Below are 15224 nucleotides of genomic sequence, written 5' to 3'. Positions count from 1 at the left end.
GAGCAGCCATGTCCCGCCGACTCCTCGTCACCAACGCCCTGCCCTACGCCAACGGTCCGCTGCATCTGGGCCACATGGTGGGCTACATCCAGGCCGACATCTGGGTGCGGGCGCAGCGCATGCAGGGCGACGAGGTGTTCTACGTGTGCGCGGACGACGCGCACGGCACGCCGATCATGCTGGCGGCGGAGAAGGCCGGCGTGGCGCCGGAGACCTTCATCGAAGGCGTGCAGCTGAGCCACGAGGCGGATTTCGCCGCCTTCGGCGTGGCCTTCGACCATTACCACTCCACCCATTCGGACGAGAACCGCGAGCTGGCCTCGCTGATCTACACGCGCCTGCGCGACGGCGGCTATATCGCGCGCCGCACGATCCAGCAGCTGTTCGATCCGGAAAAGACCATGTTCCTGCCGGACCGCTACATCAAGGGCACCTGCCCCGTGTGCGGCACGCCGGACCAGTACGGCGACAACTGCGAGAACTGCGGCGCCACCTATGCGCCCACCGACCTGATCAACCCCTACTCGGTGATGTCCGGCGCCACGCCGGTGCTGCGCGATTCGGAGCATTACTTCTTCGAGCTGGCCAAGTTCGAGCCGCTGCTGCGCGACTGGTTCGGCGGCAAGCTCACCGATGGCGCGCCGGTGGCCAACAGCGGCGTGATCGCCAAGCTGCGCGAATGGCTGGATGGCGGCCTGAAGGACTGGGACATCTCGCGCGACGCGCCCTACTTCGGCTTCCCGATTCCCGACGCGCCGGGCAAGTTCTTCTATGTCTGGCTGGACGCGCCGGTCGGCTACCTGGCCAGCTTCCAGGCGCTGTGCGCGAAGACCGGCACCCGCTTCGAGGATTTCCTCGCGCCGGACAGCCGCGCCGAGATGCACCACTTCATCGGCAAGGACATCATCAACTTCCACGGCCTGTTCTGGCCGGCCATGCTCAAGGGCGCGGGCTTCCGCACGCCCACCGCGCTGCACGTCAACGGCTACCTCACCGTCAACAACGCGAAGATGTCCAAGTCGCGCGGCACCTTCATCAAGGCGCGCACCTACCTGGACGTCGGCCTGCATCCGGAATTCCTGCGCTACTACTTCGCCTCCATGCTGGGCGACACGCCGGTGGACGTGGACCTGGACCTGAAGTCGTTCGAGGAGCGCGTCAATTCGCACCTCGTCGGCAAGTGGGTGAACATCGCCAGCCGCACCGCCGGCTTCGTGCAGAAGTTCTTCGACGGCCGCCTGGCGCCCGCCTTCGGCAAGGAAGAAGCGGAGCTGTGGCGCGAACTGATGACGCACTACGACGAAGTGCCGGCGTTGTACCGCCAGGGCGAGTTCGCCGAAGTCACGCGCAAGTTCGTGCAGATCGCCGACCTGGTGAACGGCCATATCGCCGCCAAGGCGCCGTGGAACATCGCCAAGGACAGCACGCGCAAGCAGGAGCTGCACCAGGTCTGCTCGTTCGCCATCGCCGCGTTCCGCCTGCTCGCCGGCCTGCTCAAGCCGATCCTGCCGGCCACGGTGGAAAAGGCCGAGCGCTTCCTCGACGCGCCGGTCACCGGCTTCGACGACGCCCGCGCCGAACTGCACAACCACACCATCCATGCCTTCGAGCCCCTGCTCGGCCGCATCGACCCGAAGCTGATCGAAACGATGGTGGAGGCGTCGCGCGACTCGCTGGCTCCGCCCGAGCCGACCGCCAAGCCGGCCAAGGCCATCAAGAACGAGACCAAGAAGGACAACGGCAAGACCATGAGCGACACCACCAGCACCGGCACCGCAGCCACCATCGGCATCGACGACTTCGCCAAGCTCGACCTGCGCATCGGCAAGGTCACCGCCTGCGAGTTCGTCGAAGGCTCCGACAAGCTGCTGCGCTTCGAACTGGACGCCGGCCCGCTGGGCGCGCGCCAGATCTTCTCCGGCATCCGCGCCGCCTACGGCGAACCGGAGAAACTGCTCGGCCGCAACGTGGTCTTCATCGCCAACCTGGCGCCGCGCAAGATGCGCTTCGGCCTGTCGGAAGGGATGATCCTTTCCGCCGGCGACGGCGGGGACGACCTGTTCCTGCTCGATGCGGATCAGGGCGCGAAGCCGGGAGCCACGGTTCGCTGAGTTCCGCCGGAAGAACGGGATGCCTCATGCCCGTTCTTCCGCTTCGTTCAAGCCCGACGCCATGAACACCCTCGCTGACCGCATCGACACCCTGCTGCCGCAGACGCAATGCGAGAAATGCGGCTACCACGGCTGCCGTCCGTATGCGGAAGCGATCGCGCGCGGCGAAGCGCAGATCAATCAATGCCCGCCCGGCGGCGCGGCCGGCATCCGCAAGCTGGCGGATCTGCTCGGGCGCGAGCCGCTGCCGCTGAATCCCGACAACGGCGTGGAAAAGCCGCGCACGCTGGCGCGCATCGTCGAGGCGGATTGCATCGGCTGCACCAAATGCATCCAGGCCTGTCCGGTGGATGCCATCGTCGGCGCGGCGAAAGCGATGCACAGCGTGATCGCGGACGACTGCACCGGCTGCGAGCTGTGCGTGCCGGCCTGCCCGGTCGACTGCATCGTGCTGGAGCCGATGCCGCTGGCGCAGGTGGAAGACCTTGAGCATGCCGAGCGGGCGCGCGCGCATTTCCAGCGCCGCGAGGCGCGCCTTGCGCGCGAACGCGACAAACAGGCGGCCGAGCTGGCCGCGCGCAAGGCGCAGCTCGGCGCGGCGGTGAGCGACAACCCGGTGCTGGCCGCGCTGGCCCGCGCCAAGGCCAGGCAACAGGAACCCAAACCGTGAAGCGAGCCGACGTCGTCGAGCTGTTCTCCCGCCTGCGCGAACTGGATCCGCACCCCACCACCGAGCTGGACTACACCACGCCGTTCGAGCTGCTGGTGGCGGTGGTGCTGTCGGCGCAGGCCACCGACGTGGGCGTGAACAAGGCCACGCGCAAGCTGTATCCGGTGGCAAACACGCCGCAGGCCATCCTTGACCTGGGCGAGGAACAGCTCAAGCGCTACATCAGCACCATCGGCCTGTTCAACGCCAAGGCCAAGAACGTGATCGCGCTGTGCCGCATCCTGGTCGAACAGTACGCCGGCGAAGTGCCGCAGACGCGCGAAGCGCTGGAAGCGCTGCCGGGGGTGGGCCGCAAGACCGCCAACGTGGTGCTCAATACCGCGTTCGGGCACGCCACCATCGCGGTGGACACGCATATCTTCCGCGTTTCCAACCGCACGGGCCTTGCGCCGGGCAAGGACGTGCGGGCGGTGGAGGACAAGCTGGAGAAAGTGGTGCCGCCGGAGTTCAAGCAGGACGCGCACCACTGGCTGATCCTGCACGGGCGCTATGTGTGCAAGGCGCGCAAGCCGGATTGCCCGCAGTGCGTGATCCGCGATCTGTGCCGGTACAAGGACAAGACGCCGGCGGAGTCCGGGAAGAAAAAAGCGCCGGCCAAGAAGGCAGCGGCGAAGAAGACCGCATCGCGGCGTAGGTTGGGGTGAGCCTGAGGCGAACCCCAACCATGCGACCGCGCTGCGGTCGTGCGGACGTTGGGGTTCGCCACAGGCTCCCCCCAACCTGCGCCAGATATTTCGCGCACATTTAAAGCGTCCACACGCAGACGCCGCCGCGCCGCGTCGCCACCGCGGCCATGCCCTTCGAGCGCAGCCTGGTCTTGCAGGTCGGGCACACCAGGTGCGAACCGTTCGGCTGCAGGATCGACTTCAGTCCGCCCTCGTAGCAATGCACGCACAAGTCGTGCGGCACCGCGCCGGACTCGCGGCTGGTCTTGAAGCGATACACCAGGCCGCCCTGCGGCAGCTGGTGCAGCACGTAGCGTTCGCGCTCCATGCGCGCCTGGCGCACTTCTTCTACCTCGCGCGCCAGCGCATCGCGCTCTTCCAGCAGTGCGCCATAAGCCAGCTGCATCGCGGCGAGTCGGTGCTGGATCTCGGCCATGGCGCCGTACAGTTCCGGCGCCTTGGCCCGCGTCTCGTCCGGCGACAGCGCGCCGGCCATGTCGCGGGCGATATCCGAACCGGTCTTGATGGCGCCCAGCGCCGCCGTGATGTCCGCGAGCATCGATGTACTCCCCTTGCGCTGGTCAAAGAAGCCCCGCGGACGCGCCTGGGCATCCGCGGGGTGTGGCAAAACCGCATGAAGCGATCAGGCCGCCTTGGCCGGACCTTCCACGCGACGCTCAAGCTCCATCCAATCCACCACCAGCTCGCAACCCCTGGACTTGGCGTTGCGGGCCCAGTCGCGCAGCAGCTCGAAGCTGGCCTGGTCGACATGGTGCAGGTCGTCCATCACCACGTGCAGGCGCGTGTTCGGCGGCACCTGTTCCAGCGTGCGCGCCATCGACGGCACCTTCAGGAAGGTGGCGATGCCGGTCAGGTGCAGCTTGGCCGCGCCGGGCTCATCGTCGTGCTCGGCCAGGTTCACCTTCAGGCGCGAAGACAGCAGGGCCAGGCGGAACAGCGACAGCGCGAAGCCCACCAGCACGCCGGCCAGCAGGTCGGTGGCGACGATGGCGAAGGTGGTCGCCAGGTAGATCGCGGCGGTGCCCTTGCCGTAGGCGGCGAAGCTCTTCACCTGCTTGAAGTTGATCATCTTCACGCCGGTAAAGACCAGGATGCCGGCCAGGCAGGACACCGGCGTCATGCGCATCAGCCACGGCAGCAGCAAGGCGAACACCAGCAGCCAGGCACCATGCATCATGGTGGCCATGCGCGTGGCCGAGCCGGCCTGCACATTGGCCGCGCTGCGCACGATCACGCCGGTCATCGGCAGCGCGCCGAACAGGCCGCACAGCGTATTGCCCACGCCCTGCGCGGTCAGTTCGCGGTCGTAGTTGGTGCGCACGCCATCGTGCATGCGGTCCACCGCCGCCGCCGACAGCAGCGTCTCCGCGCTGGCGATGAAGGCGAAGGTCAGCGCGGCCACCAGCAGCGAGGGTTCGAGCAGGCCGCCGAGATCGGCGAAGCTGGGCAGCGAGATCGCCGACAGCAGGTTGGCCGGCACGTCCACCTTGTTGACGTTCACGCCGTTGAACTGCACGAACGCGGTCACCGCCACCACGGCCAGCAAGGCGCCGGGCACGAAACGCAGCTTCTGCGGACGCAGTTTTTCCCAGCCCAGCATGATCGCGATGGTGGTCAGGCCCACGCCCAGCGCAGCCAGGCCGGTGCCTTCGCCGGAGAACGCATCGGCCAGTGCACCCGGCAACGCGGCGAAATTCTCCAGGCCGCGCGCCGCCGGCTTGGCGTCGATCAGCACGTGCGCCTGCGAGGCCACGATCAGGATGCCGATGCCCGACAGCATGCCGGCGACCACCGCCGGCGAGGTCATGCGGAACCAGATACCCACGCGGCACAGGCCCGCGGCGATCTGGATCAGGCCGGCCAGCAGCACCACCGGACCGAGCGCCGCCACGCCGTGTTCGCGCACCAGCTCGAATACCAGCACGGCCAGGCCAGCGGCGGGGCCGCTGACCTGCAAGGGCGAGCCGGCGATGGCGCCGACCACGATGCCGCCGATGATGCCGGTGATCAGGCCGGCTGCCGGCGGCATGCCGGAGGCGATGGCGATGCCCATGCACAAGGGCAGCGCCACCAGGAACACCACGATCGAGCCGAGCATGTCACGGCTGAACAGGCCACCCGAAAAGTACTTCGAGAACACATGGGAACTCATGGCAGGCTGCTCCTTAAGCCGTCGACGCGGAAGCGGCGAAACGCGCGTGCGGCGTCGCGTCCGGCACTTCGCGGGTGCTCGGATCGATCAGCACGAAGTGGCCGCTATGCGCGTCGAACGCACGCAGTTCCGCCTGCGCGATGTCGTACAGCCAGCCGTGGATGCTCACGCTGCCGTTGGCCATCGCGGCGGCGACCGCGGGCAAGGTGCGCAGGTGTTCGAGCTGGCCGACCACGTTCTCTTCGGTGACGCGGCGCAGCGCTTCCTCGCCTTGCAGGTCCGGGCTGTTTTCGGCCACGACATAGCGCGCCACGTCGGCATGCTTCAGCCACGCAGCGACCGACGGCATGTGCGCGACCTTGGCCGGCGCCAGCAGGCCCTTCATGGCGCCGCAGTCGGAATGGCCGCAGATCACGATGTGCTTCACCTGCAGCACCTTCACCGCGTACTCGATCGCGGCGACCACGCCGCTCACGTGCTGCGCGTACGGCGGCACGATGTTGCCGATATTGCGGTAGACGAAGATCTCGCCCGGCAGCGCCGAGAAGATCATTTCGGGCATCACGCGCGAATCGGCGCAGGTGATGAACAGCGTATGCGGGCTCTGGCCGGTAGCGAGCTTCTTGAACAGCTCGCGCTGTTCCGGAAAGACCGTGCGGCGGAAGTGTTCGAAGCCTTCGAGCAGACGTTCCATGGGTAAATCTCCCTAGCTGTGGGGAAACGGGCGGCAAACGGGCCGCCAAAAATTCTTCGATGGGGATGGGCCTCGCGCGGACACGGCAAGGCATCGGCAGGCAAGCTGCCGCAGGCGCGCAGGGACCCCAGCCGCGGACGCTCAGGCGCCGCGACGGAAAGCGCGCAGGGAGATCAGGCGTTGGGAGGGGGGCAGATCAGCCCGACCACGTGCTCGTGCACGTCGGGCACCGGGCCGATGGCCACGGAGGGAGCGCGGTCGTGCCACACGGACCACTCCATCGTCTCGACCATGATGTCGTCCAGACACTGGTCGTCGATGGCGCAGGCGCCGGCAAGCGCGTCGGAGCCGTCCTCGCCGTCGTCGGCGAGATCCTGGGCGAGGTCTGCGTCGACCACGGCCGCCACGGCGGCGCGTCCGTCCTTGCCCATGCTCTGCGCCGTCGACGCGAATGTCACCAGCACGCCGAACAGGCATGCCAGGAACAGGACGAGGACGCGGGAGTAGCGGGTACGCATGGCGTAGGAAGATACGGGCTCGCGCGGCGATGCTCAAGCCCTTGCAGCGCACAAATTTCGATCAAGCTGAATATGGACGTCCATTTCATTCAGCGCCGTGAAGCCAAAAACAAGGCTTTTTCTTCAAGTTCGACCCCTGGCAAATCGGCTGCGCATGGCCAGGCCGTCACAAAACCGACATCCATGGCCCCTAGGCTCGCCGCCCCGCATGCCGCAAGAAATTGCGCGCAGGCATCCGCCGAGGCGGCGCCGGGCATCCAGGGACGGGAATCCATACGGCGCCGCGCGCATTCGCCACGCGGCCTACGCCGCCCGATTCCTGGACGACCATGAAGAGAAAAAAACTCGCCTCGATGCTCTGGACCGTGGGCGCCGCCGCGCTCTCGGAAACGGCAGCCGCCGCCACGCTGGACCTGTACGTCGACCGCAAGACCCAGCAGATCTTCGCCGAACCCGGCCCGGGCCGCGTCAAGCTGGGTACCTTCATGCAGGTGGATGAAAGCAGCACCGCGGCGCCGGCAGCACCGGCAAGCACGCAGGCGGCCACGCCCTCCTCCGCCATCGCCGCCGCGCCGGCGGCGGAAGCGAAGCCCGCCAAGCCCGCCGAGAAGAAGTGGTACGACCGCATCGCGCTGCGCGGCTACACGCAGCTGCGCTACAACCAGGGCCTGGGCGGCGATGCGGCGGACCTGCGTTCGCCCGGCGACCGCTTTATCGGCGACAACCAGGGCTTCGGCATCCGCCGCGCGCGCGTGGTGATCAGCGGCGATCTCAACGATCGCGTGTCGATCTACCTGCAGCCGGATTTCGCCAGCACGCCCACCGGCTCCACCACCAGCAACTTCGCCCAGCTGCGCGATGCGTATGCGGACATCTACTTCGACAAGGACCGCGAATTCCGCGCGCGCGCCGGCCAGTCGAAAGTGCCTTACGGCTGGGAAAACCTGCAGTCCAGCCAGAACCGCATCACGCCGGACCGCGCCGATGCGCTGAACTCCGGCGTGCGCGACGAGCGCGATCTGGGCGTGTTCTTCTACTACACGCCGAAGCACGTGCAGGAACGCTACCAGTACCTGGTGAAGTCCGGCCTCAAGGGCTCGGGCGACTACGGCGTGCTGGGCCTGGGTTTCTACAACGGCCAGGGCGCCAACCGCGCCGAGCAGAACAACAGCCTGCACACCGTGCTGCACGTCAGCTATCCGTTCAAGTTCGCCAGCGGACAGTTCTTCGAAGTGGGGGCCGACGCGTACAGCGGCCGCTTCAAGATCGCCACGCCGGCAGCCATCACCGTCAACGGCCGCAGCTTCACGCCGAAGGACACCGCGCCGGTGAACGGCTCGATCGACCAGCGCGTGGCCGTGCATGCCATCTACTACCCGCAGCCGTTCGGCCTGCAGGCGGAATGGACGGTGGGCCGCGGCCCGGAACTGGATCTCGCGCGGCGCCAGATCCGCACCAGGTCGCTGCGCGGCGGCTATGTGCAGGCGATGTACAAGGTCGACGGCGGCAGCATCGGCACACTGTTCCCCTACCTGAAGTGGCAGACCTATCGCGGCGCCTCGAAATTCGACACCAACACGCCGCGCATGCTGGTCGATGAGACCGAGATCGGCGTGGAGTGGCAGCCGAACAACGCGGTGGAGCTGGCGGTGGCCTACGCCAATATGCGCCGCACCAACGTCAGCGCCGCGCCGTACCGCCGGATCGACGGCGATCTGCTCAGGGTGCAGCTGCAAGTGAACTACTGAATCCGGGCCGCTTCGCCACAAACCGGAAACTTTCTGGCTGCCGCAAAAAGCAAACGGCGGGCTTGAGGCCCGCCGTTTTCCGTCCTTGGGTCGAACTCCCTTCCGATAACCGGTGAATCAATAGGACAGCACGCCCCAGAAGCCGATTTCGTCCGTCTTGTACTCGAACGCGCGGATCGGTCCTTCCAGCTTGTCGTGCTTCCACGCGAACGCCAGGCGCAGGTTCTTCAGCGCGTCGTACGAGACGCCGGCGTTGTAGTAGGTGTCCTTCAGCTTGCTCTGCGGGCCGGACACGCCCCACCACTTGTAGTCCACGCGGTCGTAGCGGGCGAACAGGGCCCACTGCGGCGCGAAGGAGTAGTCGCCGAACAGCGAGTAACCCTCGGACTTGTCGCGCACCACGGCCGGAGCCGGCACCACGCCGTTGTACTTCAGGACGTCGTCCCAGTTCTTGGCGGTGAAGTATTCGGCGCCGACGCCGAAGGTCTTGTCGCGGTAAGCAACGAGCGCGTCGCCGCGGGTCGCGTTCTGCGTGGCCGCGCCGTTCTGCACCTTGTTGCCGCGCTTGCCGTCGTAGCCGCCGATGGCGATGACCATTTCCTGGATCGGCTGGTAGCCGAAGCGGCCTTCCACGTCCACGCTGTCGGAGCGCGACGGGTTGCGGAAACCGCGGCCGTTGACCACCGACAGCTGGTAGTTGACGGCGTTGTCGCCGGTGGTCGCGCCCAGGGCATGGATACCCCAGTCGGACGAGTTGCCGAACGAGCCCACGCCGGTCGGGGCCACGCCCACGGTGCCGCGGCCGCCGTCGATGCTGCGGTCGATCAGGGTGTTCTCGATGAAGCGGTAGCCGTACCACTTCTCGGCGAACGGAATCCACGGCATGTCGGCCGCACCGAAGCGCACCGTGAAGAGCGGGTCGAACGTGCCCTGCACGTAGGCCTTCTTCACGAACAGGCTGGTCTGGCTCAGCGTGGACTGGTAGTTGAAGTCGGTGGTCAGGTTGGCCGACCAGGTGTCGTCGAACTTGTGGTCGACGGTCAGGTAGAAGCGCTTGACGTCGAAGCCGGTGCCGTTGACCGAGCCATGGCCGTCCTTGCTGACGAAGCCGCCGGTCTTGCCCTTTTCCTTGTGGTCGGCATTGGTCAGGTCGAAGAACATGGTGCCGCCGATCTTCGTGTTGTTCACGAACTTGTCGATCGTGGACATCTTCTTGTCGGACGCGGCCTGCGCCTTCTGCACGGCCTCGAGGTTCTGGCCGGTGGACACGTTGATGTCCGACTGGGCGTCAGTACGCTCTTCCAGCGCGATGACCTTGGCCTGCAGCTCGGCGAGCTGGGCCTTCAGCGCTTCGATCTCGGCGTTCTGGGACGCCTGCGAACCCTGGCTGGAGGTCTGGGCGGCCTTGCCCTTCGTCGCCGGCTCCGCGGCCACGTGGAAACTGACTACGCCCAAACCGGCAGCAATCGCCACCGCGAGCAACTTAGAACGCATGGATGTTCTCCGGATGTTGGTAGACATTGCCTGGACCGCCCCCTCTCGATCGGCACGGCCAACCAGGTAATGGCCGGCAGCATGCGGTCGGCGTTTTACGATTCCGTGCTACTTGCGTGACAAAACGAAGACACCGGTACGGCCGACTGCAACAAACCGCCCCCCGCCCGCCCCGGGCCGGCTGATATGCTTGTTCGATGGATAAACCGGAAAACCTCAGCAACAGCATGTCCAGCCGGCTGGCCGACCGCTTCCGCGGCTTCCTGCCGGTGATCGTCGACGTGGAGACCGGCGGCTTCGACGCCGAGCGCGACGCCCTGCTGGAAATCGCCGCCGTCACCCTGGACATGGACGCCGAGGGCTACCTGCGCCCCCGCCCGGCGGTGTCGGCCCACGTGGAGCCGTTTCCCGGCGCCAACATCGACCCGCGCGCGCTGGAGATCACCGGCATCGACCCGGACAACCCGCTGCGCGGCGCGCTCAACGAGCGGGCGGCGCTGGACCACATCTTCAAGGAAGTGCGCGAACGCATGCGCGACGCGGACTGCCAGCGCGCCATCCTGGTCGGCCACAACGCCGCCTTCGACCTGGGCTTCCTCAATGCGGCCGTGCGCCGCACGGGCCACAAGCGCAATCCGTTCCACCCTTTCAGCTGCTTCGACACCGCCACGCTCGGCGGCCTGGCCTATGGGCAAACGGTGCTGAGCAAGGCCGTGCAGGCCTCCGGCCACTTCTTCGATACGCGCGAAGCGCACTCGGCCATCTACGACGCCGACCGCACCGCCGACCTGTTCTGCGCCATCGTCAACCGCTGGCGCAGGCTGGAAACCTTCGAACGCGAACACATCGGCCTGGATGTGCTCTGAGGCGCCTTCGGCGCCGGGAACGGGGAACGGGGGAACGGGGAACGGAATAGCGCCCGGACACCTTAACTATAGGCGCGGCCTGCAATTCCCCGATCCCCGCTCCCCGTTCCCCGCTCCAATATGACAAGTTGTCATATCGCTGAAACATTCAGCTCATTTCATTGCAACACGGCGCGCATGAAATAGCGGTCGGGCGGGAATCCCCCGTGACCCTTATCACTAAGGAGCAACCGTGTTGACCTCTAGCAAATCTTTCTCCCGTATCGGCACGTCCGCTGTGTTCGCCGCGGCGTCGCTGTTCGGCATGTCGGCCCACGCCACGGACATCACCGGCGCGGGTTCGAGCTTCGTCTACCCGGTGCTCTCGAAGTGGTCCGCTGGCTACTCCGAAAAGACCGGCAACAAGCTCAACTACCAGTCGGTCGGTTCGGGCGCCGGCGTGGCGCAGATCAAGGAAGGCACCATCGATTTCGGCGCCACCGACGCCCCGCTGAAGGCCGAGGACCTCGCCAGCTTCAAGCTCGGCCAGTTCCCGGTGGTGGTGGGCGGCATCGTGCCGGTGGTGAACATCCCGGGCATCAAGGCCGACCAGGTCAAGCTCGACGGCGAGACCCTGGCCGACATCTTCCTGGGCAAGATCACCAACTGGAACGACCCCAAGATCGCCGCGCTGAACGCGGGCCTGAACCTGCCGGCCAAGAAGATCACCGTGGTGCACCGCTCCGACGGTTCGGGCACCTCGTTCAACTTCACCAACTACCTGTCCAAGGTCAGCAAGGAGTGGGCGGACAAGGTGAAGTTCGGCACGGCCGTCGAGTGGCCGACCGGCGTGGGCGGCAAGGGCAATGAAGGCGTGTCGCAGTACGTCAAGCAGATCCCGGGTTCGATCGGCTACGTCGAATACGCCTACGCGAAGAAGAACACCATCGCCTGGGTCGACCTGAAGAACTCCTCCGGCCAGTTCATCGTGCCCAGCGCCGACAGCTTCGCCGCTGCCGCCGCCACCGCCGACTGGGCCAGCGCCAAGGACTTCAACGTGATCATGACCAACGCACCGGGTGCGCAGGCGTGGCCGATCACTGCCACCACCTGGGTAGTGATGTACAAGAGCCCGAAGAACGCCGAGCACACCAAGGTGGCCTTCGAGTTCTTCAAGTGGGCGCTGAACAACGGCCAGTCCGACGCCGCCTCGCTCGACTACGTGGCCCTGCCGGCCACCCTGGTGCAGAAGATCGAAGCCTACTGGGCCTCCGAGTTCAAGCACTGATGAAAACCGCGGCGGGTTGTAAAGCAACCCGCCGCCACCGGCACGGAAGCCGAGCGCAGGACCGGGCCGCCCCATCGCAGGATGGGGCGGCCTGCTGCTGAACAGCGCCGACGCGGCGCCCAATCCATCGACCGGGCGGCCCAGCCGGCCGGCGTTGCCAGGAAAGCGAAACCATGCAAGCGAACGAGGCCGCGTCAGCGCCCTTTTCCACCCAGGAAGTCCGCGCTCGCCGCGATGCACGGGACGACCGCCTGTTCGGCTGGCTGCTCAAGGGCTGCGCCCTGCTCGTCCTGGCAAGCCTGCTCGGCGCCGCCGGCGCCACCTTGTGGGGCGGACGCGATGCCTTCGCGCACTTCGGCCTGGGCTTCCTCACCAGCAGCGAGTGGAATCCCAGCGACGACGTCTACGGCGCCCTGGTGCCGGTGTTCGGCACGCTGATCACCTCGTTCATCGCCCTGCTCGTGGCCGTGCCGATCAGCTTCGGCATCGCGCTGTACCTGTCGGAAGTGGCGCCTCCGTGGCTGCGTACCCCGGTGTCCTCGGCCATCGAACTGCTGGCCGGCATTCCTTCGATCATCTACGGCATGTGGGGCCTGTTCGTGTTCGCGCCCTTCTTCGCCGACCACGTCAAGCCCTGGCTCACCAATTACCTGGGCAACCAGCCGGACGACGGCAAGGTGTCCTGGGTGGCCGCGCATGTTCCCTTCATCGGCCGCATGTTCGGCAACGACAACCCGTTCGGCGGCAGCGTGCTCACCGCGGGCATCGTGCTGGCGATCATGATCATCCCGTTCATCTCCTCGGTGATGCGCGAAGTGTTCCAGACCGTGCCCACGCGCCTGAAGGAGTCGGCCTATGCGCTGGGCTCCAGCACCTGGGAAGTGGTATGGGACATCGTGCTGCCGTACACCCGCTCGGCGGTGATCGGCGGCATCTTCCTAGGTCTAGGCCGCGCGCTGGGCGAGACCATGGCGGTGACCTTCATCATCGGCAACAAGATGAAGCTCTCGCCCTCCCTGCTCGATCCGGGCGCGTCGATCGCCTCCACCATCGCCAACCAGTTCGGCGAGGCCGCCGGCCTGCAGAAGTCCGCGCTGATGGCGCTGGCCTTCCTGCTGTTCGTGGTGACCTTCATCGTGCTGATGATCGCCCGCCTGATGCTGCGCCGACTCGCCCACAAGGAGGGCCGCTGATGTTGTCCTCCTCGCTCTATCTGCGCCGCCGCGTGAAGAACGTCATCGCGCTGGGCCTCAGTTCCGTCGCCACCCTGATCGGCCTGGTGTTCCTGGCCTGGATCCTGTGGGAGACGCTGCGCCAGGGCATCGGTGCGATCAACTGGAACCTCTTCAGCAAGATCTCGGTGTACCGCGAGAACGGCGGCCTGGCCAACGCCATGGTCGGCAGCCTGATCCTGGATCTGCTGGGCATCGCCATCGCCACGCCGATCGGCGTGCTGGCCGGCACCTGGCTGGCCGAATACGCCAACCGCACGCGGCTGGGCGAATCGATCCGCTTCCTCAACGACATCCTGCTGTCGGCGCCGTCGATCGTGCTGGGCCTGTTCGTCTACACCATCGTGGTGCTGCCGACCACCGCCCTCACCCACGGCGATACCACGTTCTCCGGCCTGGCCGGCGGCATCGCGCTGGCGCTGATCGCCCTGCCGGTGATCGTGCGCACCACCGACGAAATGCTCCGCCTGGTGCCGTCCACCCTGCGCGAGGCGGCGCTGTCGCTGGGCATCCCGCAGTGGAAGCTGACCATGCAGATCCTGATGCGCGGCGCGCGCTCGGGCATCATCACCGGCGTGCTGCTGGCGCTGGCGCGCATCAGCGGCGAGACCGCGCCGCTGCTGTTCACCGCGTTCGGCAACAACTTCCTGACCTTCAACCCGATGGACAAGATGCCGAGCCTTCCCCAGGCGATCTACGAGTACACCAAGGACCCGGATCCGGCGATCAACGCGATCGCCTGGGCCGGCGCCTTCGTCATCACCATGTTCGTGCTCGCGCTGAGCCTGCTTTCCCGCCTGATCCTCTCCCGCAACAAGGTGTCCCATGACTGAGTCCGCCGCCGCCGGCATTCATCCGCAGCCCGCCGCCGCGCTGGCGCCGACCAAGCTGCGCGTGCGTGACCTGAATTTCTACTACAACGGGTTCCATGCGCTGAAAGGCATCAACATGGACATCCCGGAGAAGAAGGTCACCGCCATCATCGGCCCCTCAGGCTGCGGCAAGTCCACCCTGCTGCGCATCTTCAACCGCATCTATGCGATCTACCCGAAGCTCGAAGCCAAGGGCGAGATCATGCTCGACGAGGAGAACATCCTCGACACGCGCTATTCGATGAACAAGCTGCGCAGCAAGGTCGGCATGGTGTTCCAGAAGCCGGTGCCGTTCCCAATGACCATCTTCGAGAACGTGGCCTACGGCATCCGCCACCACGAGCGCCTGTCGCGCGCCGACATGGAAATCCGCGTGGAGCAGGCACTGCGCAGCGCCGCTCTGTGGGACGAGGTGAAGGACAAGCTCAAGCAGAACGCGCTCGGCCTCTCCGGCGGCCAGCAGCAGCGCCTGTGCATCGCCCGCGGCATCGCCCTGAAGCCCGAAGTGCTGCTGCTGGACGAGCCCACCTCGGCGCTGGACCCGATCGCCACCGGCCGCATCGAGCAGCTGGTGGAAGAGCTCAAGAGCGAGTACACCATCGTCATCGTCACCCATAACATGCAGCAGGCGGCCCGCTGTTCGGACCTCACCGCGTTCATGTACCTGGGCGAGCTGATCGAGTTCGACCGCACGGAACAGATCTTTACCAAGCCCGGCAAGAAACAGACTGAGGATTACATCACCGGACGTTTCGGTTGATGTAAGCCGGGAACAGGAAACGGGAACCAGGGAACATGCAAGTGAGCCGCAAGCTTCACTCCCGCATCAACCCACAGGTTCCCCATTCCCTGTT

Annotated in this window: 14 protein-coding genes; 9 read left to right on the top strand and 5 right to left on the bottom strand. The window is 66.3% G+C overall.

Annotated features, from left to right (window positions below):
- Positions 1–8: 8 nt before the first annotated feature.
- From metG to nth, 3 genes are all read left to right on the top strand, one after another.
- Positions 9–2111 (top strand): methionine--tRNA ligase, encoded by a 2103-nt coding sequence (gene metG, locus ISN75_RS07025; protein WP_168648545.1) that lies wholly within the window; start codon positions 9–11, stop codon positions 2109–2111.
- A gap of 61 nt (positions 2112–2172) precedes the next feature.
- Positions 2173–2781 carry an RnfABCDGE type electron transport complex subunit B gene (locus ISN75_RS07020; RefSeq protein ID WP_343819825.1) on the top strand — a complete coding sequence of 203 codons (609 nt, stop codon included), beginning with the start codon at positions 2173–2175 and terminating at the stop codon, positions 2779–2781.
- The gene (gene nth / locus ISN75_RS07015; RefSeq protein WP_168648543.1) at positions 2778–3485 is read left to right on the top strand and encodes an endonuclease III; all 708 of its coding nucleotides are present in this window, start codon (positions 2778–2780) and stop codon (positions 3483–3485) included. The genes ISN75_RS07020 and nth overlap by 4 nt, the downstream gene beginning before the upstream one ends.
- Before the next feature lie 100 nt (positions 3486–3585).
- Here nth and ISN75_RS07010 read toward each other — a convergent pair whose 3' ends face one another.
- From ISN75_RS07010 to ISN75_RS06995, 4 genes are all read right to left on the bottom strand, one after another.
- A complete protein-coding gene (locus ISN75_RS07010; RefSeq protein WP_167255851.1) occupies positions 3586–4065 on the bottom strand; it encodes a hypothetical protein in 480 nt (159 codons plus the stop codon).
- 84 nt (positions 4066–4149) lie between these two features.
- Positions 4150–5679: a SulP family inorganic anion transporter gene (locus tag ISN75_RS07005; protein WP_168648542.1), complete on the bottom strand. Its 1530-nt coding sequence runs from the start codon at positions 5677–5679 to the stop codon at positions 4150–4152.
- A 13-nt stretch (positions 5680–5692) separates the two neighbouring features.
- Positions 5693–6373 (bottom strand): carbonic anhydrase, encoded by a 681-nt coding sequence (locus tag ISN75_RS07000; protein WP_167255855.1) that lies wholly within the window; start codon positions 6371–6373, stop codon positions 5693–5695.
- 173 nt (positions 6374–6546) lie between these two features.
- Positions 6547–6891, bottom strand: a complete 345-nt coding sequence (locus ISN75_RS06995) for a hypothetical protein (protein ID WP_167255857.1) — start codon at positions 6889–6891, stop codon at positions 6547–6549.
- Between the two features lie 329 nt (positions 6892–7220).
- Between ISN75_RS06995 and ISN75_RS06990 the strand changes: the two genes are divergently transcribed.
- Entirely contained in the window at positions 7221–8639 is a 1419-nt protein-coding gene (locus tag ISN75_RS06990) for a porin (RefSeq protein WP_167255859.1), read from the top strand.
- Between the two features lie 117 nt (positions 8640–8756).
- Here ISN75_RS06990 and ISN75_RS06985 read toward each other — a convergent pair whose 3' ends face one another.
- A complete protein-coding gene (locus ISN75_RS06985; RefSeq protein WP_167255861.1) occupies positions 8757–10133 on the bottom strand; it encodes a porin in 1377 nt (458 codons plus the stop codon).
- Positions 10134–10330: 197 nt separating this feature from the next.
- On the opposite strand from ISN75_RS06985, the gene rnt reads away from it, so the two are divergent.
- The 5 genes from rnt (at position 10331) to pstB (ending at position 15130) form a co-directional block, all read left to right on the top strand.
- Positions 10331–10999 (top strand): ribonuclease T, encoded by a 669-nt coding sequence (rnt, locus tag ISN75_RS06980; RefSeq protein WP_167255863.1) that lies wholly within the window; start codon positions 10331–10333, stop codon positions 10997–10999.
- Positions 11000–11231: 232 nt separating this feature from the next.
- Positions 11232–12266, top strand: coding sequence for a phosphate ABC transporter substrate-binding protein PstS (pstS, locus tag ISN75_RS06975; RefSeq protein ID WP_343819823.1), 1035 nt, complete (start codon positions 11232–11234; stop codon positions 12264–12266).
- 173 nt (positions 12267–12439) lie between these two features.
- Complete coding sequence (pstC, locus tag ISN75_RS06970) at positions 12440–13459, top strand: phosphate ABC transporter permease subunit PstC (RefSeq protein ID WP_167255865.1); 1020 nt, start codon at positions 12440–12442, stop codon at positions 13457–13459.
- Positions 13459–14331 carry a phosphate ABC transporter permease PstA gene (pstA, locus tag ISN75_RS06965; protein ID WP_167255867.1) on the top strand — a complete coding sequence of 291 codons (873 nt, stop codon included), beginning with the start codon at positions 13459–13461 and terminating at the stop codon, positions 14329–14331. The genes pstC and pstA overlap by 1 nt, the downstream gene beginning before the upstream one ends.
- Complete coding sequence (gene pstB, locus ISN75_RS06960; RefSeq protein WP_035322032.1) at positions 14324–15130, top strand: phosphate ABC transporter ATP-binding protein PstB; 807 nt, start codon at positions 14324–14326, stop codon at positions 15128–15130. The genes pstA and pstB overlap by 8 nt, the downstream gene beginning before the upstream one ends.
- The last annotated feature ends 94 nt before the right edge of the window (positions 15131–15224 follow it).

Source organism: Dyella marensis, assembly GCF_049532885.1.
Lineage (GTDB): Bacteria > Pseudomonadota > Gammaproteobacteria > Xanthomonadales > Rhodanobacteraceae > Dyella_D > Dyella_D marensis.
The sequence above is the reverse complement of the archived record's forward strand: the minus strand, read 5'-3'. Positions and strand labels throughout refer to the sequence as shown.

What these genes read in the sequence shown, in the direction of transcription:
- metG (WP_168648545.1), top strand. Translation starts at nt 9, where the DNA reads ATGTCCCGCCGACTCCTCGTCACCAACGCCCTGCCCTACGCCAACGGT.
- pstC (WP_167255865.1), top strand. Translation starts at nt 12,440, where the DNA reads ATGCAAGCGAACGAGGCCGCGTCAGCGCCCTTTTCCACCCAGGAAGTC.
- ISN75_RS07010 (WP_167255851.1), bottom strand. Translation starts at nt 4,065, where the DNA reads ATGCTCGCGGACATCACGGCGGCGCTGGGCGCCATCAAGACCGGTTCG.
- ISN75_RS06995 (WP_167255857.1), bottom strand. Translation starts at nt 6,891, where the DNA reads ATGCGTACCCGCTACTCCCGCGTCCTCGTCCTGTTCCTGGCATGCCTG.
- ISN75_RS07020 (WP_343819825.1), top strand. Translation starts at nt 2,173, where the DNA reads ATGAACACCCTCGCTGACCGCATCGACACCCTGCTGCCGCAGACGCAA.
- ISN75_RS07005 (WP_168648542.1), bottom strand. Translation starts at nt 5,679, where the DNA reads ATGAGTTCCCATGTGTTCTCGAAGTACTTTTCGGGTGGCCTGTTCAGC.
- rnt (WP_167255863.1), top strand. Translation starts at nt 10,331, where the DNA reads ATGGATAAACCGGAAAACCTCAGCAACAGCATGTCCAGCCGGCTGGCC.
- pstA (WP_167255867.1), top strand. Translation starts at nt 13,459, where the DNA reads ATGTTGTCCTCCTCGCTCTATCTGCGCCGCCGCGTGAAGAACGTCATC.
- ISN75_RS07000 (WP_167255855.1), bottom strand. Translation starts at nt 6,373, where the DNA reads ATGGAACGTCTGCTCGAAGGCTTCGAACACTTCCGCCGCACGGTCTTT.
- ISN75_RS06990 (WP_167255859.1), top strand. Translation starts at nt 7,221, where the DNA reads ATGAAGAGAAAAAAACTCGCCTCGATGCTCTGGACCGTGGGCGCCGCC.
- pstB (WP_035322032.1), top strand. Translation starts at nt 14,324, where the DNA reads ATGACTGAGTCCGCCGCCGCCGGCATTCATCCGCAGCCCGCCGCCGCG.
- ISN75_RS06985 (WP_167255861.1), bottom strand. Translation starts at nt 10,133, where the DNA reads ATGCGTTCTAAGTTGCTCGCGGTGGCGATTGCTGCCGGTTTGGGCGTA.